Origin of the sequence: Thalassolituus sp. UBA6592 (genome assembly GCF_002433655.1) — a bacterium.
Lineage (GTDB): Bacteria > Pseudomonadota > Gammaproteobacteria > Pseudomonadales > Oceanobacteraceae > Venatoribacter.
Map to the genome: position 1 here is coordinate 1 of NZ_DJIO01000187.1, position 20,031 is coordinate 20,031.

Sequence of the window (20,031 nt, forward strand, 5' to 3'; positions counted from 1 at the left end):
GGAGGTAGCCCGTCCGGCGAGAGGGGTAACGCCCCTCTATGAGGACAAGGGGCCTGACATTTTTCAAAAATGCTTAAATAGAAATTTGTGGGACAGCAGTGGCGCATGGGCCGGCTTTTGGGTTGTGCAGCAGATCAGTAGCAAAGCTTAATCCGGGCTCTGTACCTGAATTTCCAGTTCATAACTGGCTGTGCCAAGCACAGAGGACATCCAGACATAAAGCTGCGTCATCGAAGCCGGCACTTCATACACCAGAGTCGCGGAATATGGCTCTGTATCCAGCGGCGCGGACAATTCTTCGCCCTCAACCGATATTTTTTCGCCCGCTTCATCCATAAGAGCTACGTACGCCAGCCCGGTAACGTTACTGGCAACTTCGGCTGTTACGGTCACAATGTCGCCCTCAGCCACATCCACAACAAAGTAATCGTCAGGATCAGCTGATTCATCTGCAACCGTGCTGGTAATCAGGCTGTGGGCTACACCAATTTCCTGAGCGGTCGCATGAGTATCGTTAGGCTCCAGCTCTGTCACCGCCGTCGGCACACTGGCCACAGGCGTTGATACCACAATGGTTGCTGCCGAATTACTCGGTGATGCTGATGTCCAGATTTTCAGCCATACCATGGTCAGGTTATCGACTTCGTATTCCATCTGCTCGCCGGTACCAAATCCGGCATTATCTGAACATGCCAGTTTGTTGCCATCGGTATCAAACAGCGCCATTTGATAGTCTTTATCGTCCGGTACCTCCATCGTCGCTGTCAGCGGCTGACCATCGCTGACGGCCAACTTCCAAATACCTAATGCATCAGCATGCACAATTTCCACATTGATCGCGGCTGTCGCTGCCACATCACGTCGATGCTGCCCGAGAAAAACATCGTCGCAGGTTTCATCTGAGGTAGTAAAAGATCTTTGGTTATCATCGGGATCACCGCTAGTGTCGTCACTGCTGTCATCACTACTGATGCAGGCGGAGAGCATAAAGGTGCTTAAAAACAGGATAAGTAGTTTATTCATAATGTCCTTTTAAACCGGTCAGGTAGGTATGAGCAGCCAGCACTAAAACTGGGGGAGCTGTTCTGAGATTAGCTCAAGGCTGGATAAAGGCCAGACAGAGAAGTGACAGGGAGGATAATGAGAACAAACCGGTTGAAGACAACAAAGAAAGCCAGTCTCTTCAGGGTTCAGAAACAGGGACTGGCTATGCGGGAAAGCTGCGAAAACTGAAGAGTAAAAATAGTCAGCAGCAGCTCACGTCTAATGATAAAAATATAATCAGATGCGAATCAGTCGACCCAGACTTCCTGGCCACGATAGATGACTTTACGTTTCTTTCCTTTGCCGTCAGATGGCTTTGCTGAGGCTGTTCCGTTGTCTTCCGTCACCTGTTGGCCACGATAGACTCTTACAGAAGGCTGTTCCGGTACCCGTCCTGCTTCCTCAAGCGGGATTGAAGAGCCGCGGTAAGTCCTGGTCGCCGGAAACTCAGGATGGACGCTGACACCTTTCTCAGCCAGATGAAGGTAATGATGTGGCGTCAACAGATTAATGAGCTTATTCAGCCACTGGGACACCACCGGATCTTCGCAATCGAGTGCATCGTAAACGACTTCCAGAACGGAAGGATCGTCGAGGTACTTTCCCTGTTGGTATTGCTTACCCGTCACCCGTGAAAGGCTGGCGGATAACGAAAAAATAATACTGCGGGAACCATTGGGAAATTCTAATGCTGCTGAAGGAACCATATCCTTTTCCTTATATTCTGTCGCCGGTATTTTCACACAAGATTCTGAGAACCACTGGTCCATTTCCGACAGCGGTTATGCATCCTGGAATCATATCCAGTAACCGCATCCCTGAAGCTGACAGTGCTGAGCATTCAGCCTGATACAAGCTTCAGGTGGTCACAGTTTGTGTGCGGCGCGCATCCTAACGTCAACAAGCATCGCCGTTAAGTCTTTCCGAATAAAATTTCGACTTTAACAGCTAATGTTAACAATCTGAAAAGCCGTTCATATTCCGATTGGAAATTAAGCATAAAAATTCAGGACAATCCCTGTTCATTATGTGCAATCCAAGAAAATCCGGAACGATAATACAAAAAGCCCTGACATCGCTGCCGGGGCTTTTTCTTAATTCAGCAAGCTGTTAAACCGCCTATAAACGATATTGCTGCATCAGCCCGTTGAGGCTTGTTACGACGCCGGTCAGATCCTCAGTAGCAAGCTGCGTCGCTTTTACGATTTCCGTAATTTCACTACTCGCCGTGTGCATGTCACCAACGTTGTTGGCGATATTCTCTGACACCGAACTCTGTTCGGACGTTGCTCTGGCAATTTCAGCATTACTGTTCTTCAGCGTTTCCATCGCTGCCAGAATCGATGAGAAGGTTTCGCCAACACCGTCGATTAACTGAGCATTTTCAGCAGCCTGCTGGCGGTTATTCTGCATCAGACCTGTCGCCTGCTCCCCACGCTTCTGCAGCCGCTCCACCATGGTGTTAATTTCTTCAGTCGAGGCCTGCGTACGACTGGCGAGCGAGCGTACTTCATCTGCAACCACCGCAAACCCGCGCCCCTGCTCACCTGCCCGTGCGGCCTCAATGGCAGCATTCAGAGCCAGCAGATTAGTTTGCTCAGCAATATTGCGGATAACTTCCAGCACCGCTGAAATATTCTGACTTTCAGACGCCAGCTCAGACACTGCCAGTTCCGATTTTTCAGTAACATCCGCCTGGTTACGGATTTTACCGGATGCTTCGGTCAACAAAGAGGAACCTTTCTGAATGGTATCCAGCACATGCTCGGCATTTTCACGCGCCATATCCGTGCTGTCCGATACCTGACCGGCAGACTGAGATAAATCATGGGCTGCAGCAGCCAGCTCTCCCGCCCGTTTACTCTGTCCGGACTGGATGCTGCCCATGCGGGCGGACAGGTCCGTTAACTGTGACGTTGATGAAGTTACTCTGCGCGCCTGTCCGGACACTTCTTTCATCGTTTGCTGCAGTCTTTCCAGCAACTGATCGAATTCCCGTGACATCTCTCCAAACTCATCGCTGCGGCGGGAATTAAACCGTACGGTCAGATCGCCTTCGCCTTCGGCCAGTTCACAAATCGCAGCGGTCTGCTTTTTCAGTGGGTTTATTACCAGACTGTTCACCAGCAGATACATAACAACCACCAGAACGACGAGCGCGATCATCAGTTTTGCAATTGCAGAGAAAAATGCTGCCTGCATAATCGCGTTCTCGTCAGCGTGCGGAACAGCAATCACAATGTCGTAACCCCACGGAGTGTATTCGCGAACAGTTACATCCCACGGACTGTTCTCGCCGGATATTACTTTATCTACCAACTCGCTGTTTACATGATCTGAATGGATACGTACCGAGCCTTTGGTGTCGCGCAACGCAACAAATCCATTCTGCAAAATCCGGTAGTCTGAAATCGCCTTTTTCAGCACATCCATGTCAGCAGAATAACCGACAAGCCAGATACCGATAGTTTCTCCCGCTGAATTTTTTAACGGCTCATAGCCTGTGAGATATGGCTTACCCAGAATATCGACCTCACCATAGTAAGCCTTCCCCTGACGAATCGCCGCCATAGCTTTACCCTGAGGGGCCAGTTTGGTACCAACAGCTCGCTTGCCTTCTTTCATTACGTTGGTAGAAATACGGATAAAATCATCTCCCTGACGACTGAAGATGGTAGCGGTGCCCCCCATAACGGCTGTCAGCTGATCAACCAGCTCATAGTTACCGGCCAGACCGTAATTTCCCATGTAAAGATTGGTTGCGGGTGTTCCTGACACGGTTACCGGCTCTCCGGAGCGGGCGTCACCCAGCGCCATTCCGCGTTCCTTTAACAGTTTCATCGAACTCTGAACGCGTTCAGAAATAATACCGTTGGTCAGGTCAAGCAGCGTATTCACTTCATTAATGGCCGCCAGTGCCTCCCTTTCATGGCGTTGATCGGCTGTTTCTTTGGCCGTATAGAGACTGATTAATGACAGAACGACACCGAATGCGCCGACAATCAGACCAAGGGTCAGAAGAAACTTTTTAAGCACTGACATAGTGACTCCAGAGCGTTGTTTTTTCTGGAGTATAGAAAGCACTTTGAAGAATTCTGTGCTGCTGGCAGTTAATACAGGATATATATTCAAGTCAGTTCTACTGATAAAGCAAACACCAATTCCTGACCGCTTGGTCAAGTTGGTATTCGCCTTGCTTATACAAAGCGGCATAAATTACCCTGTTGATGACTTTCTGTCTGACCCTTCAGCCCGGACCCAAGGAGATACGGCTTGAATCTACCCGTTCAGCCGCTGAAAAGCGCGCAAGCTGACGCACCATACTGGAACGCCCGGCTGCAACTGGTGACGCGAAAAACGCCAAGAGGCACCAAACTTGTGCACAAAGAACATAAAGGCCCTCTTTATGTGCAAAAGCCATTTTATCCGGAAGGGCCGGACTGCGCGCATATTTACCTTCTGCATCCTCCCGGTGGCATGGTCTCCGGAGATTTCCTGACCATTGAGGTCCGCGCCGAAGAACACAGTCACACCCTGGTAACAACGCCCGGTGCCGGCCGGGTTTACAGAGCGCGCCCGGATGGCCTGATCCAGAAACAACAGGTCAACCTCAGCACCTCCTGTGGCAGTGCGCTGGAATGGATGCCGCTGGAGACCATTTTATTCCCGTCATCAAAAGCTCAGCTGGAAACCCGGGTAGACCTGGCTGCCGACAGCGCCTTTATTGGCTGGGAAATCACCAGCCTTGGCTTACCGGCTAACGGCGTTCGTCTGAACGATGCCGACCAGCAGACAACTCTTAAGCAGGGGCTGAAAATCTATCGTGAAGGCCGCCTGTTGTTGAATGAGCGGCTGAAGCTGACACCAGAAAACAACGAGGTGCTGAACGCCTCTGCCGGATTCCGCGGGCAGCCGGTGCATGGCCTGATGGTTGCTGGACCATTCGCCGCAGACTTACCGTCCAGCGCAATGGAAACGCTTCAGGCACTGTGCGATGAGCACATCGCCGGCGTCAGTATGAACGGAGAATTCTTAACCGTCCGTTGTCTTGGCGACTGCAGTGAAAAAGCGCGATTACTGTTGACGGAAGTGTGGAAAATTGTACGTCCACTGCTGCTGCAACGCCCCGCCTGTGCGCCGCGCATCTGGGCGACCTGACAGATAGTGAATACCATGACAGTGTATTCAACAACCGTATTTACTAACCCGAATTTTAGTTAAGAACCCAAATTTTATTTACAAACAGAGGTGCAGGATGGAATTGCTTCCCCGCGAAAAAGACAAGCTGCTGATTTTTACCGCAGCTCTGCTGGCCGAACGACGTCTCAATCGTGGCCTGAAACTGAATTATCCGGAAGCTATGGCGTACCTGACCATGGAAATTATGGAAGGTGCACGCGATGGTAAAACGGTAGCCGAGTTAATGAGCTACGGCAAAACGCTGCTCAGCGCCGATCAGGTGATGGACGGTGTACCAGAGCTGATTCACGAAGTTCAGGTTGAAGCCACTTTTCCCGACGGCACAAAATTAGTCACCGTCCACGAGCCCATCGTTTAAGGAGAAAAATTATGATTCCAGGTGAAATCATCCCTGCCGATGGCGAGGTCGTTCTCAACGAAGGACGCAAAACCATCACCATCCGTGTTGAAAATACCGGTGACCGCCCGGTACAGGTCGGTTCGCATTATCATTTTTTTGAGACTAACCCGGCACTGTCGTTTGACCGCGAAGCTGCCAAAGGCTTCCGTCTGAATATTCCATCCGGCACCGCCGTGCGTTTTGAGCCGGGTCAGGGGCGTGAAGTGGAATTAGTAGAATACGTTGGTGACCGCACAGTGTACGGTTTCCGCGGTGAAACAATGGGCAAACTTTGAATGGCCCTGTAAAAAATCAATTACATCAGGCCTGCTGAACACCCCACTGCAATGTAGTGAGAGAATGAGTTATCAGGAGTAAGAACACGAAGATGAATACCTGTAAGACTACTGGGCATTCAGCCCAAAGGGTTATGGTTAAAACACCTTCATGCTGTGTTACTGCTCTCTCGCTTAACCCATTAGGCCACGTTCACAGTGCCTTGCCTGAATGCGTTTTAACCTATAACAGGCACTGTTAAATTAATATTTACAGGCCCAGGATCAGGAGAGAATTATGAGCCGTACAATGGACAGAACGTCTTATTCACAGATGTTTGGCCCGACCACAGGCGATAAAGTGCGCCTGGGTGATACCGAATTATTTATTCAGATCGAAAAAGATTTCACTACCTATGGTGAGGAAGTGAAATTTGGTGGCGGTAAAGTCATTCGCGATGGTCAGGGACAAAGTCAGCGCACCAGCGCTGAAACCGTTGATCTGGTCATTACCAATGCCGTGGTACTGGACCACTGGGGCGTAGTTAAGGCCGATGTCGGTATCAAAGGTGGCCGTATTTTTGCCATCGGTAAAGCCGGTAACCCGGATGTACAGGACAATATCGATATCATTATTGGCCCGGGTACTGAAGTGATCGCCGGTGAAGGTTCTATTCTGACCGCAGGCGGCATTGATGCGCATATTCACTTTATCTGCCCGCAACAGGTCGAAGAAGCATTAATGAGCGGTGTAACTACCATGATTGGTGGTGGTACCGGCCCGGCCACAGGAACCAACGCCACGACCTGCACCCCAGGCCCCTGGTATATCGAGAAAATGCTGCAGGGCACTGATGACCTGCCGATGAACTTTGGTTTCCTCGGTAAAGGTAATGCCTCGCTGCCGGCGGCACTGGAAGAACAACTGGAAGCCGGTGCCTGTGGTTTAAAACTGCACGAAGACTGGGGTACCACGCCAGCGTCAATTGATTGCTGTTTATCCGTCGCCGAAAAATACGACGTACAGGTAGCCATTCACACCGATACACTGAACGAATCCGGTTTTGTGGATGACACTATCGGTGCCTTTAAAGACCGCGTGATTCACACTTACCACACCGAAGGTGCCGGTGGCGGCCACGCGCCGGATATTATCCGTGCCTGTGCCTACCCGAATGTTCTGCCATCATCCACCAACCCTACCCGTCCTTATACGGCGAATACGGTGGATGAACACCTGGACATGCTGATGGTCTGTCACCACCTCGACAGCTCCATTCCCGAAGACGTCGCCTTTGCCGATTCCCGTATCCGTAAAGAAACCATCGCCGCCGAAGATATTTTCCACGACCGTGGTGCCTTCAGCATGATTTCTTCCGACTCTCAGGCCATGGGCCGCGTCGGTGAAGTGGTTACCCGTACCTGGCAGACCGCGCATAAAATGAAGACTCAGTTTGGCTTCTTAAAAGAAGACGAAACGCTGGGTGCTGATAACTTCCGCGCGCGTCGTTATATTGCCAAATACACCATTAACCCGGCCATTGCTCACGGTATCTCCCACGAAGTGGGCTCCATTGAACAAGGTAAACTGGCTGATCTGGTGCTGTGGAAACCTGCATTCTTTGGCGCCAAGCCAAGTATGATCATTAAAGGCGGCATGATTGCAGCGGCGCCAATGGGTGACCCCAACGCATCCATCCCGACACCACAGCCAGTGCATTACCGCATGATGTTCGGTGCTATGGGCCGTGCGGTTAACGCTAACTGCCTGACCTTCGTATCGGAAGCTGCGTTAAAAAATAACGTCAAAGAAAAATACGGTCTGCAGCGTGGCCTTGCAGCATGCAAAAACACCCGCAATATCCGTAAATCCGATATGGTGCTGAACGATTGGATGCCAACCATTACGGTTGATCCACAAACTTACGAAGTACGTGCCGACGGCGAGCTGCTCACCTGTGAACCAGCCACCGAACTGCCACTGGCACAGCTGTACAATTTATTCTGAGGAAAGCCTGATGCTGGATGTTTACGAACGTTTGGGCACTCATTGCCATGATCCGGTGTACTGCACCGTCGTGGTGGATTACGAAAAACGTGATCGTGGCCGCCTGCGCTTAATCAGTACCGACGGTGAAGAAGTCCGTCTGTTTCTGGAGCGCGGCAAGCCGTTAATCGTTGGTGAATTTTTAAAAGCCACTGACGGTAAAATTGTCAAAGTGGAAGGTGCCGTTGAAGACGTGGCACACGCCAGCTGCGACGACTGGATTACCTTTGCCAAGGCCTGTTACCACCTCGGTAACCGCCATGTAAAAGTGGAAGTCGGCGACCGCTGGTTGCGCATTAAACCTGACCACGTGCTGGAAGATATGCTGCACCAGTTAGGTTTAATGGTAAGCCATGAGCAGGCGGTGTTTGTGCCGGAATCCGGTGCTTATTCCGGTGGCCACTCGCACAGTCATGGGCACGATGATGATCACGGTCATTCGCATGATCATTCACACGGGCACAGTCATGGTCATTCGCACGACCATTCTCATGGGCATGGCCATTCACATGATCACGGGCATGACCATGACCACTGATTCTGCCCTGCTGAGCACGCCTGGCTTGCTGCGTTTATTGCAGCTTTCCAGCGTCAGCCTGCCGGTTGGTGGTTTTGCTTTTTCCCAGGGGCTGGAATATGCCGTGGAAAAAGGCTGGGTCAGCAATATGAAGATGACCCGTGAATGGATTGCCACGCAACTGCACGAGACCCAGGCATTAATTGATCTGCCGGTATTAAAAGGTGCGATGCTGGCAGTACAGCAGAATGACGAAGCGCGCTGGTGTGAATGGAACGATTTAATTCTCGCCAGCCGCGAAACCCGGGAGCTGCGTTTAACTGACACCGCCATGGGCGAGGCTTTGGTACGACTGTTAAAAAGTCTCGATGTCGCTTTGCCACAGTACGCATTAAATGCAGAGGGCGATGTCAGTTTCGTTGCACTGTATGCCTGGCCTGCGGTGCAATGGCAGATTCCCTATGAATCGGCTGCCACCGGCTTGAGCTGGGCATGGCTGGAAAATATGGTCGCAGCGGCAACCAAACTGGTGCCGCTGGGGCAGACTCAGGCACAACAGTTATTAAGCGATTTACAGACGCTGATTCCACAGACCATTGAAATTTCTCATGATGTGGAAGAAGACGAAATTGGCGGTTCTTTACCGGCAATGGCGATAGCAAGCGCAAAACACGAAACCCAATATACGCGCCTCTTCCGCTCTTAGAGCTGGCTGCATTGCAGCTACGGCGTTGAAAGAAAGATTAAAGAATTTAAGCAAGACTCAGAATTTCTGGAGAACACAATGAAAAAACAAACTCTGCGCGTTGGTGTGGGTGGTCCGGTTGGTTCAGGCAAAACGGCCCTGCTGCGCTCACTCTGTTCAGCCCTGCGTGAACACTACAACATTGCAGTGGTGACCAACGATATCTACACCAAAGAAGATGCGGAGTTTCTGACCCGTAACGAAGCGCTGGAAGCAGACCGTATTCTCGGCGTAGAAACCGGCGGTTGTCCGCACACAGCAATCCGTGAAGATGCTTCCATGAACCTGGCGGCTATCGACGAATTGATGAAGCGCCATGGCGATCTGGATGTGGTATTCGTTGAAAGTGGCGGCGATAATCTCAGCGCTACCTTCAGTCCGGAACTGTCTGATCTCACAATTTACGTAATTGATGTATCAGCAGGTGATAAAATCCCGCGCAAAGGCGGACCTGGTATCACCCGTTCGGACTTATTGGTTATTAATAAAACAGATCTGGCGCCATTAGTAGGGGCCGATCTCAGTGTAATGGACCGGGATGCGAAGAAAATGCGTGGCGAACGCCCATTTGTTTTCTCGAATCTGAAGAAAGCCGAAGGTCTGGATGCCATCATTCAGTTCATCGTTGCTGAGGGAATGCTGGAGAGCAAAGAAATTCCACCGGCCAAAGCCGTGGTATGAGCGGATATCCGCGTCATTAATGCAATAAATCAATTCCGACCAAAAGTGTCTGATTTACACTGAGCATCAATGATCCGGGCATCGGAAGAATTTTTTAAGTAAACTGAATCGATCGGAATACTCCCAAAGGAGAAACATTATGAAAAAACTGCTCATTGCTGCCGGCCTGCTGATGCCAGCTGTAGCTTTTGCTCATCCGGGTCATGAGACCACAGGCTTCGCTTCTGGCCTGGCGCACCCATTCACCGGTATGGATCACCTGCTGGCAATGCTGGCAGTTGGTCTGTTCGCGGCCCGTCAGTCTGGTGCTGCACGCTGGGCAACGCCGGTTGCTTTTGTTGCGATGATGGCCGTTGGTGCATTCGTCGGTACCACACAGCTGCAACTGCCGTTCACTGAACTCATGATTGCTGCTTCCGTGGTTGTATTCGGTGCACTGGTCGCTTTCAACTTCCGCCTGAAAATGGCCAACAGCGCTTTAGCGGGTGCGACACTGGCAGGGGTTTTTGCTTTCTTCCACGGTTTTGCTCACGGCGCGGAAATGCCAGCCATGGCCAGTCTGGCCACTTACGGTGCAGGCTTTATTATCGCCACAGCCATCCTGCACGCAGCAGGTTATGCGCTGGCAGCATTCGGCAATAACAAAGCGGCTGATATGAGCCGTCGCGCAGCTGGTGCTTCCATTGCCCTGGCGGGTGTTGCCTTTGGCGTTGCCTGATCACTGACAACGCAGATTGAAAAACGCCGGCCCGTCCGGCGTTTTTTATGCCGGTAAGATTTACAGACACCCTGCGGATCGTTTGCCGGAAGCTTTCCAGGGGCTTTCTGCCACCTTATTGAGTAACTTACTGAGTACCCCGCTGAGTACCTCAATGACCAGCTTACTGGTCAGCTTATAAAACAGAATAATCACATAAGCATACTGGACAGATGTGTTACTGAGGACGATACTCCCGTCACTATGAAACCTTCTTTGTCAGCGGATTCTCCTGCCGTGGATACCTATTCCACCCCCAGTGACGACCAGCATTATTTCTGCATATTGCACGAACTCATCCCGGATATCGTGATTGATCTGAAATACGCCAGTACAGACAACTTTACCGGTCGCCCGGTGCCTGGTTATGAGAATGCCAGGGCTGTGCTTACCCGTGAAGCAGCAACTGCTCTGAAAAGCGTACAGGATCAGCTGCGTCCGCTTGGATTGGGTTTAAAAATATTCGATGCTTATCGCCCGCAACGCAGTGTTGATTACTTTATGGGCTGGGCAGCAGACAAGGATGACAATCAGGGGAAAGCGATATTTTATCCATCACTGGATAAAGAAGAAATTATCCCCCGGGGGTATCTCGCCTCACCTTCAGGGCACTCGCGCGGCAGTACGGTGGATCTGACGCTGATCCGCCGCAGTGACGACAGCGAACTGGACATGGGTACCTGTTTTGACTTTTTTGGGCCGGCTTCACGCACCGACTATAGTCTCATCAGTGAAACTCAGCGTTCCAACAGAATGTTTCTGCAGAAAATCATGAATGGGTGGAATTTTTCCGGTATCGCGGAGGAATGGTGGCATTTCACACTCAAAAATGAACCCTTTCCCACCCACTGCTTTAATTTCCTTTCCGGAGAAATGGTAAAACCACTGACCGGTCAAGAGCGTGAACCGTAAAGATAGCGGTCATTAAAAGCCATCTTCCCGACTGTTAAGCCTTTGTCAGCGCATGAAAATTTGGCCTGCCTTAAAGCAGACTGTAATGTACGCGCTGCCAAAAATTCCAACATCAGATCAGAGAATAACTATGTCTGAGATTCGTCCACAATACGACCCCGAAAAAGTGCCGGCAGAGCCGCTGTTTGACCGCAAACACCTCATCGTTCTGATCGATGTCATCCTGTTTGCATTAATGTATAACCTGCTGCCGTTTGATCCTAAGGTTGTCACCGGCCTCAGTATTCTGGTCTTTGTCGCCGTTCTGTGGCTGACCGAAGCCATTCACGTCAGCATTACTGCCCTGCTGGTGCCAATTCTGTCCGTTGTGTTCGGCGTGTTTGAAACACCAAAAGCGCTGTCAAACTTCGCCAACCCGATTATTTTCCTGTTTCTGGGTGGCTTTGCTCTGGCTGCGGCGCTTCACGCTCAAAAGCTGGACAGCGCAATTGCCAATAAAGTACTGCAGATTTCCGGTGGCCGTCTGAGCGTTGCCATTCTGTTGCTGTTCGCCGTGTCCGCAGGTCTGTCCATGTGGATCAGTAACACAGCCACCACTGCCATGATGCTGCCTCTGGTACTCGGTATTCTCAGCCAGCTGGATCCGGTTAAGCAAAAACCGACTTACGTTTTTGCGTTGCTGGGTGTTGCCTACAGTGCCAGCATTGGTGGTATCGCGACCCTGGTGGGTAGCCCACCAAACGCCATCGCTGCAGCACAAACCGGTCTTAACTTTATTGGCTGGATGCAACTGGCGGCACCTGTTGCCATTATCCTGTTGCCGATTGCTATTCTGGTACTCTACTGGACCGTTAAACCAGACCTGAAATACAGCTTTGAAGTTGACCACACGCCAATGCAGTGGACGCCTGCACGCATCATAACTCTGGTTATTTTCGCCTTCACTGCTCTGTGCTGGATTTTCAGCGGCCCGCTGAACAAAATGCTGGGCGGCTTTTCAAAATTCGACAGCATCATCGCTATTAATGCGATTATTCTGCTGGCCTTCTTCGGCGTTGTACGCTGGCGCGACATTGAACGCACGACTGACTGGGGCGTACTGCTGCTGTTCGGTGGTGGTCTGTGTCTGAGCTCTGTTCTGAAAGCCACTGGTACAAGCGTATTCCTCGCAGAAACCATTGGTGAACTGTTGAATAATGCAGGCATGCTGCTGTCGCTGCTGAGTGTTGTTTTATTCGTTGTCTTCCTGACCGAATTCGCCAGTAACACCGCCAGTGCCGCCCTGCTGGTACCCGTTTTCGCTGCGATTGCTGAAAGCCTCGGCGTATCACCGCTGGTACTTTCTACCGTGATCGCGGTATCGGCTTCCTGCGCCTTTATGCTGCCGGTTGCAACACCGCCAAACGCCATTGTGTTCGGCTCTGGTCATATCGAACAAAGCGATATGATGAAAGTCGGCCTGCGTATCAACATTGTGTGTATCGTCCTGATCACCTTCTACGCCTGGCTGTTCTGGTAAGTTTTGCTATTGCACTGACCCACCCGGGTCAGTGCAATAAATCCAACCCGGTTTTCCCGGATACCCCCCCCCCTCCCAGTTCGCCCTCTCTGTTTGTTCTTCTCTTATTCCGTTTCCCCGTCTGTTCCATCACAGAAAATCCTGCTGTTACGTTCCTGCTGTTGCATTCCTTCAGAGCAGCAATCGCACAGAAAAAGAATCGCGCAGAAAATCAGACGACACAGGAACATTTCAGCGCACGTGGACAGAAGCCCCTTTAATGTCGATAGCAAAACGACAGACGCTGTAAGGCTGAGAGAGGCAAAGGAATGAATTGCGAAAGAAGAGACAGCTTTTCAGACGGTCAGCTTTTCAGACGGTCAGCTTTTCAGACGGGAAAGTTTTTGAAGAAGGAAAAGTTAATGCCGCTGACATGGAGCAGCGGCAGAGCACAGGCCTCAGGCCTGATAAGGACTTTCGTACACGTCCTCATTGTTATCAGCGTTGCCGAAGATCCGCTTTAGCGCAGACTCAATCCAGCCCTGCTGACGGCCAATAACCTTTTTGACAGACGGAACATATTTCGCGTCTTCCTTGCGGATATGACTGATCAGCCACATCTGTAGAAAGTTACGGGTCCGGCGAGCTATGGAAAAAGGATCACTGCCTGAAACAAAATCCGTCATCATCGCGTATACCTTGCTTTCAAATTTCCGGTGTAACTCGCTGTGGTCTTCCTGTTCCATATAACCAGCTTTTTCCAACAACTCTTCTTCAAACACAAAATGGTCGATAGTATAGCTGGCAAGTTGCTCTAACACAGACAGCACTTCATGGTCCTGTTGCGTTTCAATAGCCTCGGTCAGTTGATTAATGTAATCCACAATATTCCTGTGCTGGCTGTCGATAACATCAATCCCTAAATTCAGATCTGCAGTCCACTCGATTCTTTCCATAGCTACTACCCGACTTAATTATTCTATTTGGACACCAATTTATAGTGTGTCAAAAAATCCAAAATAAAAAGCATATTTACAAAAATATTATTGTAATTCCTGACAGATTAACCCTATTAAAATACTCAGGAATTTTATTATTCCTACCTTAATTGTCAGGCACTACATCCTTAAGAATGATATTATCCTTTAATTATCAATAAATTACCCTTAAGAAATACCACCAGCCTTCCCGCTTATAATAATTAAACGACTGCCAATAAATATAAAATAATGACAATTTTTGTCACTGCCATATCTGTATTCAAATTATATTATTGTATTAATCATACATTATGAACAATACAGCAATACTGTTTCGGACAACGTAATATCCGGGCGCAGTATTGCTGCAAACGTACATAAATGAAATAAATGTATCTGAGAAAGACACCAGGCACACAAACAATAAAATTAAACTTATCAGTATTAAAACAGTGAAATCACTGAAGGCATTAAATCAGACAGTGGCACTGCCAAAAATCCGCTTCAGTGACGAATTAATCCAGTTTTGATTTTTCTTGAGCGTTTTCTTAACAACCGGAAGATAATCCTGATCTTCATGTTTAATGTGCTGAATCAGCCATACTTTCATCGTGTTTTTCGCTCGACGGGCGACCCCCATTGGGTCTGTACCGTTGCCCAACTCCGTCACCATAGCTTCAACTTTCGCTTCAAATCGACGGTGAACCTGCTTATGTGAATCTAATAATGTATATCCCGATTGTTCCAGAAGCTGTTCTTCAAAAGCGAAGTGATCCATGGTGTAGTCACGTAACTGCTCCATCACCAAATAGACACTTTCACGATCACCTGACATGATCGCTCCATTTATATCATTTATGTAGTCAACGATTCTCTTATGTTGGGCGTCGATAATATCAATGCCTAATTCCAGATCCCGGGACCAGATAATCTTTTCCATAAGTACAACTCTAGTGTGAAAAAAACTCGGGTATTTTAGATAAGCGCGTTAGCATTATTTTGATACAGATCAACCACACACCTAGTGTGGTTTTTAACATTTGTAAAGAAACCTGACCAACTCCTGTTCGCACCTGTGATCGATTTCTCTTATTATCTGTTCCATTGTTTTAAAACGTGGATATTTTCAGGACTTATGAAAACTCTGATTACGATAATCACCAGCATTATGTTACTGGCCGGCATGGTTCATACGGCAGAAGCGAAGAAATTCGGCAGTGGTGGCTTTGGCAAAAGCTTCAGCACCACACCTTATAAGAAATCTTCGCCACAGGATGCCAGCGGCAGTAAACAGACCACCTCCCCTACAGCCAGCAATGGCCGTCGCGGGCTGATGGGCGGCATGCTTGGTGGTTTACTGGCCGGCGGGCTGTTTGCATATCTGCTGGGCAGTGGCGCCTTCGAAGGTATTCAGTTTATGGATATTCTGCTGCTGGCAGCTCTGGCGTTTATCATTTTTAAACTGCTGCGCCGTAAAGCGCCGGGTCATGCACAGCAAAGACAGGCATGGGCCGGTGGCGATCCGGGCCATGACAGCAGCCAGCAGGATTTTACCAGCGCTTCCGGCGGCTCAGCCGATCAGAGCGTACCGATGAATTTCCCACCGGGATTTGACGGCGAAGCATTTGCCCAGGGAGCCGAGCAGCATTTCCGCGAGGTTCAGGAAGCCTGGAACAAAGGCGATCTGTCTGTTATTGCAGAATACGTGGCGCCGGAGCTGTATGCCGCTCTGGCACGTCAGCGCCAGAGTATGATGGTACCGCCACAGACCGAAGTTCTGGACCTGAGCGCAGAAATCGTGCGCGGTGATTATGATGATCAGCATGCCCAGATCAGTATTCTGTTCCGCGGCCGTGTCAAAGATGAACTGGAAAAATCAGAAGACGGTATTTTTGATATCTGGCATCTCGAGCGCGACCTGAGCAAAGAAGATGCACCCTGGTTGATCGTTGGTATCGAAGCCGAATAACTGCCAGCTACTGACAGGAGCCCTGCCTTTGCAGGGCTTTTTTCTTTTCCCTGTTACATACTCTGTAAGGTAGCCATGATGCAGAAAGCCCTGATTCTGGTCGATGTACAGAACGTCTATTACACCTGCCGGCAAACCTTTCAACGCAATTTTGACTACAACCGCTTCTGGTCTGAAGTATCAGCAACCAGAGAAATCATCAAAGCTTTTGCCTACGCGATCGACCGCGGAGACAGCAAACAAAACCAATTCCAGAACATCCTGCGTGCCATTGGATTTACCGTAAAACTCAAACCATTTATTCAACGCGCAGATGGCTCCGCCAAGGGTGACTGGGATGTCGGAATCACCGTAGATGCCCTGCAGGAAAGTGACTCAGTGGATGAAATCATTCTGGTCTCTGGTGACGGGGACTTCGATATTCTGGTTAAAGCCCTGCGCCAGAAAGGAAAAACCGTTCATGTTTACAGCGTTGAAAAGCTGACCGCGCAATCACTCATCCATGCCGCCAACGGCTATACGCCAATCACAGCGGACTGGCTGCTCAACTGACGCCACCAGCTACACCTCCGGGATCGATTCCTGCAAAGGAACGGCACCTGTATAGGACCGGCTTCGCTCTGTTCCGCAAGAACGTTTCCCTGGATATCCTTTAATGACACCACTATCAATTCTGGTGCGGACGTTCTGGAAATCCCTGCATTCTGGACTAACATTACTGTTACGTGATATTCCCCTGCCCGGTATACGTAGTTATACCGGGAGATTTTCAGTCCGGAGCCCTAATGCTGTCATCAAGCCTCAGAAACCGTATTCTGGTTAAGCTGGTACTCCCATCCGTTGTTATATTTTTCGGATTGGTCAGCTTTTCTATTTATGAAAGTGCGCAGCAGGCAAAAGCATCTGCTGCAAAACTCATTCAAAGCCAGACCAAAGCCACTGCCCGCCAGGTCGAGCTGGGTAATCAGCAGGCTTTGCACAGTGCCAAACTCATGGCCGAAGCCCAGGTCGCCGGTATGTTCGGCGACCGCGAACAAACACTGAGCTTTACCCACAAGGTTCTGGAGAACCAGCCTGAATTCCTCGGAACCTATATCGGCTATGAGCCCAACGCTGACGGACAGGACAGCGAGAATCTCAACCGTGCAGACTCTCACAGCGACAACGGCCGTTTTCTGCCTTACTGGTACCGTGATGGCAGTAAAATTCTCGCCACTCCTCTGGCGGACATGGAGACCAGCCTTTACTACGACGGCGTTCGCAAACTCTACCAGAAAGAAGGGACACCCACCGGGCTGATTACTGAGCCCTACGTATATGACGGCATGCTGCTGATTGAACAGGTTTACCCCATTGTCATTGATGGTAAATTCAAAGGCATTGCCGGTGTTGACCGCTCTCTGACGTTCCTCGATGGCTACCTTAAGCAACTAACCGGGGAGGATGGCGTTGATCTGCTACTGCTGAGCCGCAACAACCGGGTTATTTCGGCTTCAGTCAACTCAGAACAACTGCGCACCTTGCCCATGAGTGATACTCCATTCGGCCCATTGTTTGACCGCTTACTGAAAGACATGGGCTCCGTTATCGTTGCACCAGATCCGGTAGAGGGTACTGATTATTTCTACACGGCGGTAAATATTCCCACCGGCGACTGGAAACTGATGAAGCGGGTAGCCGTGTCAAACGTCATGACTCCGATTTATCACGATGCCATCAAAAGCTTTATTTTTCTGTTAATAGCGCTGAGCGTAGTTGTTATCCTGGCGCTGCGTTTTACCGGCTCCATCACCCGCCGTACTCAGACGACACTGAATCTTGCACGTAAAGTTGCAGCAGGCGATGTCAGCGATATTCCTGCGAAGAACTCTGCAACACAAAGTAATAGCGACGAAATTGATCAGATGTACAGCAGCATGCTGACGGTTGGTCATTCTTTTCAGCGCGTTGCTCAGGTGTGTGAATCCATTGCCAGTAACAATCTGAATGCCAGAGCTGAACCCGGTTCTGACCGCGATGTTGTCGCCCATTCCCTGAATGCCATGGCAGATAAACTGCAGGCAACTGATGAGCGCACGCGCACACATTCTCAACAGGTTATGCAGAGCAGCACGTCTCAGGCGGACGAAATCAACAGTGTCGCCACCGCTATGCAGGAAATGCACAGCACGATACGCGAAGTATCTTCACTGACCACAGAATCGTCGGAGCAGGCATCAGCATCTGTTGCAGCCACTCAGAACGTGCGGAAAATGCTGGAAGGTGCGGTGTCATCGGTGTCGGCTCTTTCCGGAGATATGGCTGCTACCAATACCACTATTGAAGCTGTAGCCATCAGCAGTGAGAACATCACCAAAATCATCGATGTGATCAGCATGATCGCCGAGCAAACCAACCTGCTGGCACTGAACGCTGCGATTGAGGCAGCGCGCGCTGGTGAACAGGGCCGAGGGTTTGCCGTGGTCGCAGATGAGGTGCGCACACTGGCGGCAAAAACCCAGAGTTCAACTGAAGAAATCAGTCACCTGATCAGTGATTTGTCTGCCAATGTGCGTGAAGCGGTCAGTAAAGTGTCGAAAGGACTGGAGCGCGCCAACGAAACGGTAGAAGTCACAAATAATTCCAATCAGTCGCTTGATGAAGTTGCACGCATGATCGACGGCATCAGCCAGCATATGCTGCAGGTTGCTACGGCGGTTGAAGAGCAAAGTGCTACGACCGAGGAAATTAATCACAATATTTCCCGTATTCGTGATGCCTCAGAAGAGCTGATGGAATTTGTTAAACACGGCTGATAGCAGACAGCTTTTATGAGCACCAGAAAGCCGGCATAAGCCGGCTTTCTTATATCAATTTCAGCAAACCCTGACGATCAATTGTCAACGCTGACCCGGCTGTGACCGAGTATCCACCAGCTCAGTCCGCGGTAAACAAAATAACAGACATATCCGGCGATCAGAGTATCGCTTAAGAAGTGCCCGCCCTGAACAATGCGACCGGCACTGACAATGCCACCGGTAATAATCCCCGCCCACAGCCAGCTGCGACGGCGGAACACCCAGGCCAGAGACATAATCCAGAAACCCATGGCCGAATGCCCACTGACAAAAGACGCACATTTTTTACGCTCACATTTATCAGAAATGACCCAGGCCGGAGTAAAACCACTTTTACCACCAAATTCTTCCACTTGCTTCGGGCGGGCGCGATCAAAGGTTTCCTTAAATACACTGTGCACGAGAATACCCGGGCCCGCCAGCAGACTGACCAGAATAAACACCCAGATACGGCGCTGCCCCTTATCAATACCGTGCTTTACAAACGTAAGGCCGACAGTGATCAGTAACACCGGCACCAGCACATAAGGGACGTAACGAAACAAAGCGTAAATGGAATCGGACAGCGGATGATGATTCAGCGGCCAGCTGTCGGTGGCCGGATCATAAAACCAGCCGCTGACGATCAGATCAATCTGCGGAAACAGAATAAATACAACGGACAGCAGCGCAAAAAACAGCCAGTCAGCGTGTTGCTTCAGCCAGCTCATGACGACCCCATGCAAAAAGATATTGAACGCGCAGGATACCGGTTTTGCCAGCACTCTGCATTTTTCCAACACCCTCAGTACAGCGGACATCTGTAAGTAAAAGTCAGGGCCTGCAGCTGAATGATCCTGGACTGTAACGACAAGCATTTCGACGCTTCACACCCGGTCTCCAGCGATCAGCTATCCTTGGCAAGCACAAACCTTAATGTTATGTTATAACAATCCATTAAAGGAGAATACTGTGCTTCCCACTGAACCCCATGCAAATGACCCACGCCTGCCCGTCACTGTTTTGTCGGGCTTTCTTGGCGCAGGTAAAACCACCCTCCTCAATCACATTCTGACCAACCGCGACGAACTGAAAGTTGCCGTTATCGTGAACGATATGAGTGAAGTAAATATCGATGCTTCATTCGTCCAGAACGAAGTCGAATTTCGCCGCGGCGAAGAAAAGATGGTGGAAATGAGCAATGGCTGTAT

19 protein-coding genes and 1 pseudogene are annotated in these 20,031 nt (G+C 50.0%); 14 read left to right on the top strand and 6 right to left on the bottom strand.

Going from position 1 to position 20,031, the window contains the following annotated elements; genetic code table 11:
- Positions 1–147 precede the first annotated feature (147 nt).
- The 3 genes from B2Z72_RS18630 to B2Z72_RS18640 all read right to left on the bottom strand — a co-directional run bounded on the left by B2Z72_RS18630 (position 148) and on the right by B2Z72_RS18640 (position 4,086).
- Complete coding sequence (locus B2Z72_RS18630) at positions 148–1,023, bottom strand: hypothetical protein (RefSeq protein ID WP_296985107.1); 876 nt, start codon at positions 1,021–1,023, stop codon at positions 148–150.
- A gap of 269 nt (positions 1,024–1,292) precedes the next feature.
- Entirely contained in the window at positions 1,293–1,751 is a 459-nt protein-coding gene (locus B2Z72_RS18635) for a hypothetical protein (protein WP_296985104.1), read from the bottom strand.
- A gap of 412 nt (positions 1,752–2,163) precedes the next feature.
- On the bottom strand, positions 2,164–4,086 hold the full coding sequence (locus tag B2Z72_RS18640) for a methyl-accepting chemotaxis protein (protein WP_297005561.1): 1,923 nt from the start codon (positions 4,084–4,086) through the stop codon (positions 2,164–2,166).
- 231 nt (positions 4,087–4,317) lie between these two features.
- On the opposite strand from B2Z72_RS18640, the gene B2Z72_RS18645 reads away from it, so the two are divergent.
- The 10 genes and pseudogenes from B2Z72_RS18645 to B2Z72_RS18690 all read left to right on the top strand — a co-directional run bounded on the left by B2Z72_RS18645 (position 4,318) and on the right by B2Z72_RS18690 (position 13,076).
- On the top strand, positions 4,318–5,202 hold the full coding sequence (locus tag B2Z72_RS18645) for an urease accessory protein UreD (RefSeq protein ID WP_297005563.1): 885 nt from the start codon (positions 4,318–4,320) through the stop codon (positions 5,200–5,202).
- A gap of 97 nt (positions 5,203–5,299) precedes the next feature.
- A complete protein-coding gene (locus tag B2Z72_RS18650; protein ID WP_296985097.1) occupies positions 5,300–5,602 on the top strand; it encodes an urease subunit gamma in 303 nt (100 codons plus the stop codon).
- A gap of 11 nt (positions 5,603–5,613) precedes the next feature.
- Positions 5,614–5,919: an urease subunit beta gene (locus B2Z72_RS18655; protein WP_296985096.1), complete on the top strand. Its 306-nt coding sequence runs from the start codon at positions 5,614–5,616 to the stop codon at positions 5,917–5,919.
- A gap of 277 nt (positions 5,920–6,196) precedes the next feature.
- Positions 6,197–7,906 (top strand): urease subunit alpha, encoded by a 1,710-nt coding sequence (gene ureC, locus B2Z72_RS18660; RefSeq protein ID WP_296985094.1) that lies wholly within the window; start codon positions 6,197–6,199, stop codon positions 7,904–7,906.
- A 10-nt stretch (positions 7,907–7,916) separates the two neighbouring features.
- Positions 7,917–8,354, top strand: a pseudogene (gene ureE / locus B2Z72_RS18665) (urease accessory protein UreE); the annotation flags it as partial.
- Positions 8,355–8,472: 118 nt separating this feature from the next.
- The gene (locus B2Z72_RS18670; RefSeq protein ID WP_349676756.1) at positions 8,473–9,168 is read left to right on the top strand and encodes an urease accessory protein UreF; all 696 of its coding nucleotides are present in this window, start codon (positions 8,473–8,475) and stop codon (positions 9,166–9,168) included.
- Positions 9,169–9,246: 78 nt separating this feature from the next.
- Positions 9,247–9,888, top strand: coding sequence for an urease accessory protein UreG (gene ureG / locus B2Z72_RS18675; protein ID WP_296985089.1), 642 nt, complete (start codon positions 9,247–9,249; stop codon positions 9,886–9,888).
- A 139-nt stretch (positions 9,889–10,027) separates the two neighbouring features.
- Complete coding sequence (locus tag B2Z72_RS18680) at positions 10,028–10,606, top strand: HupE/UreJ family protein (RefSeq protein WP_296985087.1); 579 nt, start codon at positions 10,028–10,030, stop codon at positions 10,604–10,606.
- Between the two features lie 243 nt (positions 10,607–10,849).
- Positions 10,850–11,557, top strand: coding sequence for a M15 family metallopeptidase (locus tag B2Z72_RS18685; protein ID WP_296985083.1), 708 nt, complete (start codon positions 10,850–10,852; stop codon positions 11,555–11,557).
- A 130-nt stretch (positions 11,558–11,687) separates the two neighbouring features.
- Positions 11,688–13,076: an SLC13 family permease gene (locus tag B2Z72_RS18690; protein WP_296985081.1), complete on the top strand. Its 1,389-nt coding sequence runs from the start codon at positions 11,688–11,690 to the stop codon at positions 13,074–13,076.
- 437 nt (positions 13,077–13,513) lie between these two features.
- Here the strand turns inward: B2Z72_RS18690 and B2Z72_RS18695 are convergent, their stop codons facing one another.
- Both B2Z72_RS18695 and B2Z72_RS18700 read right to left on the bottom strand, forming a co-directional pair.
- Positions 13,514–14,011: a bacteriohemerythrin gene (locus tag B2Z72_RS18695; RefSeq protein WP_296985079.1), complete on the bottom strand. Its 498-nt coding sequence runs from the start codon at positions 14,009–14,011 to the stop codon at positions 13,514–13,516.
- 499 nt (positions 14,012–14,510) lie between these two features.
- A complete protein-coding gene (locus B2Z72_RS18700; RefSeq protein WP_296985077.1) occupies positions 14,511–14,975 on the bottom strand; it encodes a bacteriohemerythrin in 465 nt (154 codons plus the stop codon).
- A gap of 195 nt (positions 14,976–15,170) precedes the next feature.
- Between B2Z72_RS18700 and B2Z72_RS18705 the strand changes: the two genes are divergently transcribed.
- The 3 genes from B2Z72_RS18705 to B2Z72_RS18715 all read left to right on the top strand — a co-directional run bounded on the left by B2Z72_RS18705 (position 15,171) and on the right by B2Z72_RS18715 (position 18,799).
- Complete coding sequence (locus B2Z72_RS18705; RefSeq protein WP_296985076.1) at positions 15,171–16,004, top strand: Tim44 domain-containing protein; 834 nt, start codon at positions 15,171–15,173, stop codon at positions 16,002–16,004.
- A gap of 78 nt (positions 16,005–16,082) precedes the next feature.
- A complete protein-coding gene (locus B2Z72_RS18710; RefSeq protein ID WP_296985116.1) occupies positions 16,083–16,556 on the top strand; it encodes an NYN domain-containing protein in 474 nt (157 codons plus the stop codon).
- A gap of 233 nt (positions 16,557–16,789) precedes the next feature.
- A complete protein-coding gene (locus tag B2Z72_RS18715) occupies positions 16,790–18,799 on the top strand; it encodes a methyl-accepting chemotaxis protein (RefSeq protein ID WP_296985073.1) in 2,010 nt (669 codons plus the stop codon).
- A 77-nt stretch (positions 18,800–18,876) separates the two neighbouring features.
- On the opposite strand, the gene B2Z72_RS18720 is transcribed toward B2Z72_RS18715, so the two are convergent.
- Positions 18,877–19,551 (bottom strand): phosphatase PAP2 family protein, encoded by a 675-nt coding sequence (locus B2Z72_RS18720; protein WP_296985071.1) that lies wholly within the window; start codon positions 19,549–19,551, stop codon positions 18,877–18,879.
- Between the two features lie 241 nt (positions 19,552–19,792).
- Here B2Z72_RS18720 and B2Z72_RS18725 point away from each other — a divergent pair.
- Positions 19,793–20,031, top strand: a 239-nt coding sequence (locus tag B2Z72_RS18725; protein ID WP_297005568.1) for a GTP-binding protein, incomplete at its 3' end; no start/stop codon positions are given.